Origin of the sequence: Streptomyces sp. NBC_01451 (assembly GCF_036227485.1) — a bacterium.
Taxonomy (GTDB): domain Bacteria; phylum Actinomycetota; class Actinomycetes; order Streptomycetales; family Streptomycetaceae; genus Streptomyces.
On record NZ_CP109479.1, the window covers coordinates 3,352,523 to 3,363,830 of the forward strand.

The 11,308-nt window shown below is 66.6% G+C and carries 10 protein-coding genes; all 10 read left to right on the top strand.

Annotated features, from left to right (window positions below):
- Window positions 1–7 precede the first annotated feature (7 nt).
- The 10 genes from OG595_RS14450 to OG595_RS14495 all read left to right on the top strand — a co-directional run bounded on the left by OG595_RS14450 (window position 8) and on the right by OG595_RS14495 (window position 11,307).
- The gene (locus tag OG595_RS14450) at window positions 8–1,117 is read left to right on the top strand and encodes a hypothetical protein (RefSeq protein WP_329271947.1); all 1,110 of its coding nucleotides are present in this window, start codon (window positions 8–10) and stop codon (window positions 1,115–1,117) included.
- The gene (locus tag OG595_RS14455; RefSeq protein WP_329271948.1) at window positions 1,117–1,326 is read left to right on the top strand and encodes a hypothetical protein; all 210 of its coding nucleotides are present in this window, start codon (window positions 1,117–1,119) and stop codon (window positions 1,324–1,326) included. The genes OG595_RS14450 and OG595_RS14455 overlap by 1 nt, the downstream gene beginning before the upstream one ends.
- A gap of 6 nt (window positions 1,327–1,332) precedes the next feature.
- Entirely contained in the window at window positions 1,333–2,619 is a 1,287-nt protein-coding gene (locus OG595_RS14460; RefSeq protein WP_329271950.1) for a hypothetical protein, read from the top strand.
- An 88-nt stretch (window positions 2,620–2,707) separates the two neighbouring features.
- Window positions 2,708–3,043, top strand: a complete 336-nt coding sequence (locus OG595_RS14465; protein WP_329271953.1) for a hypothetical protein — start codon at window positions 2,708–2,710, stop codon at window positions 3,041–3,043.
- 226 nt (window positions 3,044–3,269) lie between these two features.
- Window positions 3,270–3,947 (top strand): hypothetical protein, encoded by a 678-nt coding sequence (locus OG595_RS14470; RefSeq protein WP_329271956.1) that lies wholly within the window; start codon window positions 3,270–3,272, stop codon window positions 3,945–3,947.
- The gene (locus tag OG595_RS14475) at window positions 3,944–5,944 is read left to right on the top strand and encodes a phage tail sheath subtilisin-like domain-containing protein (RefSeq protein ID WP_329271958.1); all 2,001 of its coding nucleotides are present in this window, start codon (window positions 3,944–3,946) and stop codon (window positions 5,942–5,944) included. The genes OG595_RS14470 and OG595_RS14475 overlap by 4 nt, the downstream gene beginning before the upstream one ends.
- A gap of 72 nt (window positions 5,945–6,016) precedes the next feature.
- On the top strand, window positions 6,017–6,601 hold the full coding sequence (locus OG595_RS14480) for a phage tail protein (protein ID WP_329271962.1): 585 nt from the start codon (window positions 6,017–6,019) through the stop codon (window positions 6,599–6,601).
- A 26-nt stretch (window positions 6,602–6,627) separates the two neighbouring features.
- Window positions 6,628–7,488, top strand: a complete 861-nt coding sequence (locus OG595_RS14485; protein WP_329271964.1) for a T4 family baseplate hub assembly chaperone — start codon at window positions 6,628–6,630, stop codon at window positions 7,486–7,488.
- Window positions 7,489–7,786: 298 nt separating this feature from the next.
- On the top strand, window positions 7,787–10,579 hold the full coding sequence (locus OG595_RS14490; RefSeq protein WP_329271966.1) for a C40 family peptidase: 2,793 nt from the start codon (window positions 7,787–7,789) through the stop codon (window positions 10,577–10,579).
- Window positions 10,579–11,307, top strand: a complete 729-nt coding sequence (locus OG595_RS14495) for a hypothetical protein (protein ID WP_329271968.1) — start codon at window positions 10,579–10,581, stop codon at window positions 11,305–11,307. Before OG595_RS14490 ends, OG595_RS14495 begins: the two co-directional genes overlap by 1 nt.
- Window position 11,308: the final 1 nt, after the last annotated feature.

Genomic DNA, 11,308 nt, shown 5'->3' on the forward strand with positions numbered 1-11,308 from the left:
GCGCCCGATGGCCACTACCGATTTCCGGTTCCCGGTAAAGCTCAACAAGCTGCCCGTCCAGGGCCTGGTGCCGGAAGCGTCAAGTTCCGCTCCCACGGCTCCTGTTGAGGGGCAGTTGTGGACCGACACCGTCAACCACACGGTGAAGTTCTGGAACGCCTCGGTGTGGAAGGACCCGCTGAGCCGCAGCGACCACACCGGCACGCAGCCGGCGAGCACCGTCAGTGACCTCGCCGCGGTGGTGCAGGCGTACCGGCTCGACCAGTTCGCTGCGCCGACGGCTGCCGTTTCCCTGGGCGGTCAGCGGGCTACGAACGGTGCCGATCCGACAGCGGCAACCGACCTGGTGACGAAGCAGTACGCCGACAATTTGAGGGCCGGCATCGCCGTCAAGGACCCGGTGCGGGTCGTCGCCACCTCGAACATCGACCTGTCGACCCTGCCGGCCGCCATCGACGGCGTCACCATGGCCGCGGGCAACGCGTTCCTGGCGGCGGCCCAGACGACCGGCACCCAGAACGGCATCTACACCTACCCGGGGTCCGGGCAGCCGGCCACCCGCCGAAGCGACGCCGACACTACCGGGGAAGTCCTCGACGGCACGCTGGTGGCAGTGGCCGAGGGCGCCGCGGCCGGCACCCAGTACATCCAGACGGCGACCCCGTCCGGGGCACCTGGCGCATGGACCCAGACGTGGGTGCTGTACTCCTCCGGCGGCCAGACGTACACCGCCGACGGCCAGGGCCTGGAGCTGTCGGGCACGACCTTCTCGCTGGAGCTGGCCGACGCCACCCTCTCCAAGAGCGCGGGCGGCCTGACCGTCGGCCTGGTCACCGTCGCCAAGGGCGGCACGGGCGCGACGACTGCGGCCGGTGCCCGCACGGCGCTCGGGACGGTCGGCAAGTACAGCGCGAACGTCGGCGCTCTGACCGGCGGCACGCCGCTGAACATCACGCACGGCCTGAACTCGGTGGACGTCCTGGAGCCGTCGCTGAAGGAGATCAGCAGCGGCGAACTGGTGGGGGCGAAGTTCGTGGTGGTCGACGCCAACACCGTCAGTGTCACGACCGCGGCCTCCTACGCGGCCGACACGTTCCGGATCACGGTGGTGGGCTGATGGTCGCGCGCCAGCTCGCCCCGCAGACAGTGCCCGCGACGGGCGGCAACGTCGTGTCGTCCGACAAGGTCGGCGCAGCCAACGGTGTGGCGGGCCTCGGTGCCGACGCCAAGGTTCCCGCGGCACAGATCAGCGTTCCGAAAATCACGGTCGGCGTCACCGCTCCCACAAGTCCCGCCGTCGGGGACGTGTGGATCGACACGAACTGAGGCAGCATGGCCACCCGCTTTTGGCTCACCTCCGCGGCTGCGCCCTACACCCCGGCGACCAAGCGCGGGGCGTGGACCAACGCGACGGCTACCGTGGCTGGGCTTTTGGGCCGGCAGCCGGCCGGCGCCTCGACGACTTCAGCGGTAGCGGAGACGTCTCTGTCGCAGCACAGTGTCCTGTTGGGGCGGTGGATCAGCCCGCCGGCCCGGACGGTCGGCACGCTCTCCGGCACGACGGATTTCTGCATGGGGCGCGTCGCGTCGGCGACGGCCGCCGCTTTCGTCACGCGGGTGCACATGTACGTCACGGCCGGAGACAGTGACACCGTGCGCGGCACCCTGCTCGACAACTGGCAGGGGTCGAGCAACTGGCCGACCACTGCCTCCGGTGGTGCAGCAACAGCACAGGCCATCGGTTCGGTCGCCGTCCAGACCGGAGACCGGATCGTGGTCGAGTTCGGCTACCAGGCCACGAATACGGTCGCGACGTCCTACACCGGCACCGTGTACTACGGCGCTACCGGCACCACGGATCTGGCCAACGCCGCCACGGCGGTGACCACACAGCCGGGGTGGGTCGACTTCTCCGGCGCGGACGGACTGTTCACCGCACCGGCGGCCGAGATCGTCGACAAGTTCACCACGGGAATTGGCTCACGGTTCGTGTTCTGGGGCGGCACCTTCTGGAACGAACCCTGGAAACGGGTTGGTGTTCCGGCCAACAGTGAGTACCCCGGCCTCATGGCCACGGACGTCGGCTACGAAATCACCGGCTCCTCGCACTACGCGGAAATCGTGCACATGCCCACGGGTGGCGCCTACACGAGCTTCTCCGCAATCGTCCTCGGCCCGGTCGACAACGGCACCTACGTCCGCACGAAGTACAGCGTGGCCACCGGCAACCTCACCTTCGAGAATGCGGTCGGGTATTTCGACGCCTCCCCCACCACGCTGGCGTACGATCCGGTCGCTCACCGGTGGCTCCGATTCCGCGAAACGGGCGGCACGTTCTACTGGGAAACCAGCCCGAATGCATCGACGTGGACCGTGCGCCGCAGCGTGGCCACCCCGCAGTGGCTGAAATTCGGAACACTGCGCACGAATTTCGAGGGCTACGCCGACTCCGGTGGAACCACGACCCCAGCCGAGGTCGACAACGTCAACACAGTGCCCACGACTGTGGTGAAGGTCTGGAGCGGCAGTGCCTGGGTCACCAAACCCCTCAAGGTCTGGAGCGGCAGTGCCTGGGTCACCAAACCGGTAAAGGCATGGTCCGAAACGGCCTGGTTCTAGGGATTAACTTGCCGTTAAGGCCACATGCGACGCTCGTCCTCAGATCCTTTTGCGATCGACCCATGCCATTTCTCTGAGGAGGTCATTCATGGCCCGCTATGTGCTCGTGGACGCCGACGGCATCGACATGACGATCAAGTACGGCCCGATCGAGCTGGAGGACCCGTCGCAGTACTCGGTGCCGGAGGGCAACAAGCTGCTCCTGGAGAGCACCGCCCTGGGCGAGGGCTACCGCTACGCCGAGGGCGGCGGGGCTCTCGCACCGGAGAACCCGGACGGCGATGACTCCGCCGACGACGAGGACGACGACGAGGACCGCCGCGGCCGGCGCGGGGGCGGAGACGGCGCTCGTGGACCGCAGGGTCCCCAGGGCGGCCAGGGTGCCCAGACCCAGCCTGGCGGCCAGGGCAACCCGAACCAGTAGCAGGACTGCCGGGGCCTGCCGTCTCGGGGGCGGCGGGCCCGGTCCATCCGGAAGGGAATCGACCATGACTGTCTCGCAGATCGTGGGCCTGGTGCTCATTGTGCTCCTCGTGCTGGTCATCCTGAAGATCATCGGACTCTTCTGAGCCAGCGCCCATTAACTGGTCACAAATGGCGCCAAGCATTCTGGTGGGGCGATCTACAACCGCCCATACCGGAGTGCCACTGTGCCCTTTCTTCTGAACGAAGATAAGGCCCTGAAGCAGAAGTTCCAGGGTCTGATGGTGCATGACGCCACCTCTGGTGCCGGCCGTAAAGTCACCGTGCGGTACCGCAACCCCGAGTACGAGCTTGCGGACGCCGTCTATCCCCTGGTTCTCATTTCCCACTCCCGGATTTCCCGGGCCGAGGACAGGGAGCACCGCGGGTACGTCCGCCTTCACTACGCCCCGGAAAACTTCGAGCCGTGGGCCGACATGACGGACCCCTCGCAATCGCCCTACATGGCGCAGATGCCTATCCCGCTGAACGTCGACTACCAGATCGACGCCTACGCGCGGAAAGAGACGCATCTCATCGAGATGACGGGCGCCATGTCTGGGTTCCACTTCCTTCCCGCCCGCTTCGGCTATTTGCCTATCGGCGAGGACGGGACCGTGCGCCGGCTCGATCTGCTCGGCGGCCCGGAGTACAGCGAGTCGAAGGACGAGCAGGGCAAGCGGCTTTTCATCGTCTCCTGGGTGATCCGCGTTTCCAGCGAACTCTTCCTCTCCGACATTCAGACCCTCACACCCGCGCAGCGAGTCCTTGTCAGTTGGCTCGACAAGCGCTTTTTTGATGAGGGGCACACCGTCGAGCTGGACCCCACGCAGGTGGTCACCCCCGCGGAGGCTGATACCCCATGACCACGCCCACCACATTCCCCTACCGGCGGCCCGGGGTCTACATCTCGGAGACGCTCAAGCCGCTCCCGCAGCAGGTCAGTCCCCCGGGTCTGGCAGTGGCCGCGTTCGTCGGCACCCACGACTCCGGCCCGTCCACCCCGATGAAGGTCACGAGCTGGGAGCAGTTCGTCGCGCTCTACAACGGCTTCGGGAACGGGCTGAATTACCTGCCCTTCCAGGTCTACTCGTATTTCGCGAACGGTGGGCAGACCGCGTGGATTCTGCGGGCGACGCCCACCGACTCGACCGCGTCCCGTCTGGTGGTGCAGAACCAGCCGGTGCCGCCGGCCGAGACCATCACGGCGACACCTGACGGCACCGCGCCGACGGGGTCCGGCACCGCACCGACCGGTAAGGCCACGGGCGTGCAGCTCGTCACTCCGGTGGCGCCGGTGACGGCCAACCCGGAACAAACGGCGTTCGCCATCGAGTGGACCGCGGTCACCCCGCTGTCCAGCGTGGACGCGTACGAGGTCGTCGTGACCAACCCGGACGAGGGCAGCTTCAACACGCAGATCTGGGTCGCTCAGCCGGAGACCGGCAAGCCCCAGGCCGCGTTCACCGACCTGGCGCCGGACACGACCTACGAGGTCCAGATCACGCCTTACAAGGGCGGCACGGCCGGCTCCCCGATGGACCTGCCGGCGGAGTTCACCACGGCCGCGGGCTACACCAACGTGGACGCGCTCCAGATCAGCGCCAAGGGGCGGGGTGCCTACGGCAACGGCATCTACGTCACCACGGCCCCGAGCTGGACCGCCGGCCGTTTCCACCTGTTCGTGAAGTACGGCGGCACCGGCTCCAGCGCGCTGGTGGAGACCTGGCAGGATCTGTCCCTCAACCCGGCCGACCCGCGGTACATCGTCGGCCTGGTCAACTCGGCCAACGCCGGCTCGAACTACGTGACCGTGGCCAACCTGTTGCCGCCGTCGTCCGCGACTCCGGGTACCGGCATGACGCCCGACGCGTCCTGGCTCCCCGAGTATGTGGCGGATGCTCCTCTGGCCACCGGCGCCGACGGTGTCCAGGCCGTCAACCTGGCTCAGCAGCTCAGCGACCAGTTCGCGTCCATCGCGGATGTGCTGCTGGTCAACCTCTGCGGCAACACGGGTATGACGGACCACATTCCGGCCTCCACCCAGATCAACGCGGCCATCTCCTGGGCGGAAAGCCGGCGCGGCGCCTTCCTCGTCCTCGACACACCCCGCCAGCCCTCACCGATCGACAGCGAGACCGCGGCGACGAAGTTCGTCGAGACGGTCGGCGGCTACGCGCCGGCATCCTCCTACGCCGCGGCGTACGGGCCCTGGCTCCAGGTCGCTGACCCAGCGGGTTCGTCGGTGTCCTCCACGCGCGTGCTGCCGCCGGCGGGCGCCGTGATGGGCCAGTACGCACAGGCGGATGCGGCCGTGGGTCCCAACCGCAGCCCGGCCGGCGTCGCGTACAACCTCGTCGGGGCGGTGGGAGTGGAGCACCTTTTCACGAACGCCCAGCTCGACACGCTCAACGACTCCGGCGTCAATGTGCTCCGCCCGGTACCGCAGTCCGGTTACTGCGTCATGGGCGCGAGGACCCTCAAGAAGGGCATGCCCGACAGGTACATCTCCGTCCGGCGCATGCTCATCTACCTGGAGAACCTCCTCGAAGACGTCACTCGTTTCGCCATCTTCGAGCCCAATGGGCCGGACCTGTGGCAGACGATCGCGGCCCTGGTCGACCAGCAGCTCCTCACGCTGACCCAGGCCGGTCAGCTTCAGTCGACCGTGCCGAGTCAGGCGTATTTCGTGGTCTGCGACGAGACCAACAACACGCCGAGCACGGTGGCTCTGGGCGAAATCCACGTCACCGTAGGTGTCGCTCTCGCGTCGCCGGCCGAGTTCATCGTCATCGAGATCAGCCAGTACCAGGGCGGCGTTTCCGCGGCCACTGACTCCGCGACCCAGACGGAAACGTTCTGACGGTCCAGCTAGCCCGCCTCTCAATTCTGTTCATTCCGGCGGCCCTTCGAACCGGGAATTGAGAGGTGAAGCATGGCGACCACGACCACGACGCAGAGGCCGTCCCTGGCGCAGCTCAGCACGGACCCTCTGAGGAACTTCAAGTTCCAAGTACAGATCCACCTCGCGGGGTCCACGCTCGACAGCTCCAAGCGGTCCAACCAGCTCGGCTTCATGTCCGTCTCCGGCCTGTCCATCACCACTGACGTGGTGGTCTACAGGCAGGGCGGGATGAACACGACAACACAGAAGATGCCGGGCCAATCGGACTTCGCGCCCATCACCCTCTCAAGGGGGCTGATCTGTGGCGACTCGGACATTCACGCCTGGCTGCGGCAGATCTTCCAGGTAATGCAGGGGACGGGCGGAAACAACGGAAGCTACAACTTCCGCGCCATCATGGACATCTTCCTGCTCGACCACCCCGTCACCACTCAGACCGTCACCTACAAGGCCGGCTGGCGGGTCTACAACTGCTGGCCGACCTCCATTGCATTCGGCGATCTCGACGCCGGAGCAAACGGAATCGAACTCCAGCAGATCACCCTCGCCCACGAAGGCTGGGACTTCAAGATCGCCAGCAAGTACGGGCCCGGCGCCGGTATTTCGCTGCCGTAATTCGAACCACCACTCAAGGACGACACATGACCGAGCCCATCGTGCTCCCCGCATTCGAGAACTTCGGCGACAAGGCCATCAGCGGCCTGGAAACCCCCGAAGAGGCTCACGCTGCGACTCAGGCCCTCCTCAAGGACGACCGCGAGTCCGGCCGGCCGCACATCGACGGCCCCGGGGAAACTCAAGTCACCCTCGAACGCGGAATCTTCCGGGACGGCACCTGGTACCGCGACGCGGAGGTACGTGAACTCAACGGCTACGACGAGGAAGCCATCGCCGCGGTCGGCTCCGGCAGCGCCCCCCACAGGGTGGTCGAGACCCTCCTGACAAGGGGCGTGGTCAGCGTCGGCCGCGAGCAGATGACCCGCAAGCTGGCCGGCGAGCTACTCATCGGCGACCGCGAGCTGCTCATCATGGCCATCCGCCGCGCCACGTTCGGAGACACCCTCGAATTCGAGCGCCTGCCCTGCTCGGAGTGCGGCGAGCTGGTCGACCTCACCGTGCCCCTCGCGGCCATCCCCTTCGTCCACCTCGACGACCCGGAACAGACCGAGTACGAGGTGCCGCTGCGCAAGGGCAGGAAGGCGCTGCTCCGCATGCCCACCGGTGAGGACCAGGAGCAAGTCTTCAACGTCCGCAACAACAGGGCCAAGCAGGACTCAGTCATCCTCTCCCGCTGCGTCCTGCGCCTGGTCCAGGAGGACGGAACCGAGGTGCACCGGCCGCCCGCTCAGTCCCTCAACATGGGCGACCGGCAGACCATCCTCCAGTTCCTCGTAGACCACCAACCCGGGCCCCGGCTGGCCGACTTCACCTTCACGCACGAGACGTGCGGAGAGGAGGTCAAGCTGCCGATCAATCTGGCCGTCCTGTTTCGCGGACTGTGACTACGCGCGGGCCTTCACCGAGTTCGAAATTCTCGCCCGCTTCCACCCCGGCTGGACCCTGAACGAGATCAAGTCGCTGTCCGTCCGTGAGCGCCACCACTGGCTCGTGTGTGCCGCCTGGGAAATCGAGAGGAGGCAGTAGGTGACGACTCCCCCCACGCCGCCAGGCCCGCCCACCCCAAATCCGGGTGCGGGAGGTCTCTTTGGCGCGAATAACCTCGGCCAGCAGATCGACGGGCTGACCAGGGCTTTCACCACGTTCACGAACCGATTCGCGAGCACAGCCGGCCTGTCCACGATGGGTTGGCAGGCATCCAACGGCGGCCAGGCGCAGCGCATGGGGGACCAGCTCGGCCGAACCCAGCAGCGCTACCAGCAGACGTACGACGCGCACAACATCGCCCGCCAGCGCATGCAGGACGAGCTGGAGCGTCAGCAGCTCCAGTGGGACAGGCAACTGCGCGTAGGCACGCGAACCGCGGGCAACATGCGGCTGCCCGCCTGGCAGAGGCAGGAAGCCCAGGACCGCCTCGACGAGCAGGCGATCCTCTTTGCCAGCAACCAGTCCCGCACCCGCCGGGAGTGGTCGCACCAGGAGGGCGCGCACGCCTCGGCCATGGCGCAGATGCACTCCGACATGAGCCGGCTGCAAGCCCAGCAGCGCACGCAGACGACGATGAACCGCGTCGCGATGGCCGGCCAGGTCGGCGGAGCCGTCGTCGGGGCCGCTCGCTCGTACTACAGCGGCGGCTTCGAGGAAATGCTGGGCCAGTTCGAGCGTCGCTTCTCGCTCATGCGGCCCGACTCCGAGGGAACCCACGGAGGCCGTGCCCGCAGCTACGGCCGGGAGATGAAGCGGTACGGCACCGTTATGTGGGGCACCTCGAACGAGGACGTCTTCGGGGGTGCGACCGCGATCCTCCAGCAGTCGCCGCTCAATCAGTACGACAAGCAGATGCGGCGGGCGTCGTCGGCCGCGTACGTCACCCCGGGGCTCGGCATCCAGGGCGCAGCCCAGATGCAGCAGGAACTCGGGACCGCGCAAGCCTTCTACGCGTCCCAGATGTTCGGCCTGGCCCCGACGCGGTTCGCCGGCGGCGTTCAGAACTCCTCGGCCTCCATCGCGCTCTCGCTCGCGCAGCGAGTCAACGCCGGCAAGTTCTCCAGCCTCACCGGCAGTCAGCTCCAGGCGCAGCTCGCCCAGGGCGGGTCGCTGTCGATGTCCATGGCCAACTACGCCCGCGCCGCCGGTCTCAGCGGTCAGAGCGCGGAGGCGATGCGCAACCAAACCGAGCTGTTGCGCGACCTGGTGAACCCGGGCAAAAAGAGCGGCCTGAAAGGACTCTCCTCCGAGGATGCCCTGAAGGTCATCGAGGACGCCGGCCGACGTGACGACGCTGGAGAAACGGCCCGCGACAAGATCAAGAAATACGCGCCGAGCGTCGGCGACTCCTACCAGGACTCACAGCGCTACCTCCAGGGTCTGGACCGCGAGGGCCATCTGCCGGCCTCCGCTTCCTTCCTGGACGCGGCAAAGGCGTCGGCGAACACCCTCGCGGATATCCACTCGCTGCTCCAGAAGACGCTCGAACCTCTCGCCGACGCCATCGGCTACGCGTCAGGCAGTGCCCACGGCGGCGGGTTCTGGGGTTCGACCGTCGAAGGGTTCAAAAAGGGCTGGAACATGGGCCCGAACTTCATCTGGGGCGACGCGGGAGAGGGCACCGACCAGTCGTCCTGGGCCAAATCTGCGTGGAGCGGATTCACCGGGCTCTTCGGCGGTGACAGCGGAACCCCTCAGTCCAAGCAGGGTGGGAGCAAGAAGAAGAAGAGCGACAAGGCCGGCTCCACCGGCGGCGGAATCGCGGCGGCAATTTCTTTCGCCCGTGCTCAGGTGGGCGAGCGGTACATCCTGGGTGCCAACGGCCCGGACGCCTGGGACTGCTCCTCGTTGGTGCAGCAAGCCTTCGGCAAGGCCGGCGTCAAGCTGCCGCGCGTCACCTACGACCAGATCGGCAGCGGTGTCGAGATCCCCATCGACGACGTGCGCGCCGGTGACCTCGTCTTCTACAAGGACTTGAGCCACGTCGGCCTCTACTCCGGCGGCGGCAAGGTCATCGAGGCCGCCAACCCGGGCAAGGGGGTCGTCGAGGGCCCGATGTACAGCAAGTTCACACGGGCACGTCGTGTGATGTCCGGTGGCATGGCAGCCACCGAGTCGCTGTCCGGGGAAAGCAAGGACCCGGCCACCGGCGACGGTACGGGTGGCGGCGGAGGCGGCTTCAGCGTCTCCGGCGCTTACGGGTCCGTCGAGGAAGTCGACGCCCTCGCCGCCGCGCTCACCGGCGGCGGTGGAGGCAGTGCCCAAAGCGTCAGCCGTACCCCGAGCGCGACGCAGAACGAAGAGGCCGACACCGACACCGACACCGGCTCGGGAGGCAACGCCGGGAAGGACGCTCCGCACAACGTCCAGGCGAACGTCAAATTGGGCAAGAAGATGGCCGCCGACTACGGATGGACGGGCGGCCAGTGGGACGCCCTTTACAAGCTGTGGATGCGCGAGTCCGAGTGGCGACACTGGGCCGACAACCCGAACTCCGACGCCTACGGAATTCCGCAGGCCATGTCGAACATCCACAAGGAGACTGCCACCTCGGCATGGCGGAACTCTCCTGCCAAGCAGATCGCTTGGGGCTTGAAGTACATCAAGGGCCGTTACGGCACGCCCTCTAAGGCGTGGTCCTTCTGGAACTCGAAAAACCCGCACTGGTACAAGGACGGTGCGTGGGACGTGCCCGGCCAGGCGGGTGAGGGCCTCGACGCCAAACTGCACGGCGGCGAAATGGTGCTGGAGCGCAACACGGCCCACACCGTGCGCCAGGCCCTCCTCAACCAGGGCATCACGCCGTCCCCCGGCCAGGGCTCGAACATCTCCGGGCCGTCCGGCTCCGTCACCCTGCAATTCGGCCCAGGCAGTGTCGTCGTGCAGATGCCCGCGGCCACGGCGGAGGGCGCCAAGAGCGCCGCGCAGGCTTTCGTCTCCCACATTGCGGCCGACGACCGGATCAAATCCCTGATGGGAGGCTGGTGATGGCCGACAAGAAGAAGAAAAAGAAGGACGCGGTCACAACACCCGGCACGGGGATCTACGAGAACACTTTCGACAACCGAATCCAGAACATCCCGTCATACCTACCCGGCGAGACGGCCGGCACCAACTACGGATTGATCCGTGGGTACATGGTCACGGCGTTCCCGAAGGGGCAGACCGGCCGCTTCTACATGCTCAACTTCCTGTACAACCCCTCCACGGTGCAGGTGAGCCACTCCCTCGACGCGGCCAACCAGGTCATGCCGGCCTACACCCGCTCCGACCAGGACACCGGCACACCGCTCACTGCGGCCGGCGGCACCCTGTCGTTCTCCCTGCTTTTCGACCGCAGCTACGAAATGAGTGACCCGAGCCAGTTCAACACGGTCGAGGGCACCTACGGCGTCATGGCAGACATTCACGTCCTGTACAACCTCGTCGGCATCAACATGAAGCAGCAAGTGTGGACTTCAGCGACGGCAAGCGACGCGGCCAGCACCGAGATCGGTGACGTCGTCGGAATCATGCAGATGAATCCCGTGTGGGTTCACTTCAACCAGGCTCGTCACCGATTCGCCGACAAGCTACCGAACATGTCCCGCATGTCCTACTTCGGCTACCTCGCCAGCCTGGACATTTCCTACACGCATTTCACGCAGCGAATGACCCCCGTCCGGTGCGCGGTCAGCATCAGCATGCAGCTCATGTCCACCGTCGGATGGGTCTAGG

Excerpts from the sequence above, each read along its gene's own strand:
- OG595_RS14450 (WP_329271947.1), top strand. The coding sequence starts at position 8 with ATGGCCACTACCGATTTCCGGTTCCCGGTAAAGCTCAACAAGCTGCCC.
- OG595_RS14455 (WP_329271948.1), top strand. The coding sequence starts at position 1,117 with ATGGTCGCGCGCCAGCTCGCCCCGCAGACAGTGCCCGCGACGGGCGGC.
- OG595_RS14460 (WP_329271950.1), top strand. The coding sequence starts at position 1,333 with ATGGCCACCCGCTTTTGGCTCACCTCCGCGGCTGCGCCCTACACCCCG.
- OG595_RS14465 (WP_329271953.1), top strand. The coding sequence starts at position 2,708 with ATGGCCCGCTATGTGCTCGTGGACGCCGACGGCATCGACATGACGATC.
- OG595_RS14475 (WP_329271958.1), top strand. The coding sequence starts at position 3,944 with ATGACCACGCCCACCACATTCCCCTACCGGCGGCCCGGGGTCTACATC.
- OG595_RS14480 (WP_329271962.1), top strand. The coding sequence starts at position 6,017 with ATGGCGACCACGACCACGACGCAGAGGCCGTCCCTGGCGCAGCTCAGC.
- OG595_RS14485 (WP_329271964.1), top strand. The coding sequence starts at position 6,628 with ATGACCGAGCCCATCGTGCTCCCCGCATTCGAGAACTTCGGCGACAAG.
- OG595_RS14490 (WP_329271966.1), top strand. The coding sequence starts at position 7,787 with ATGGGTTGGCAGGCATCCAACGGCGGCCAGGCGCAGCGCATGGGGGAC.
- OG595_RS14495 (WP_329271968.1), top strand. The coding sequence starts at position 10,579 with ATGGCCGACAAGAAGAAGAAAAAGAAGGACGCGGTCACAACACCCGGC.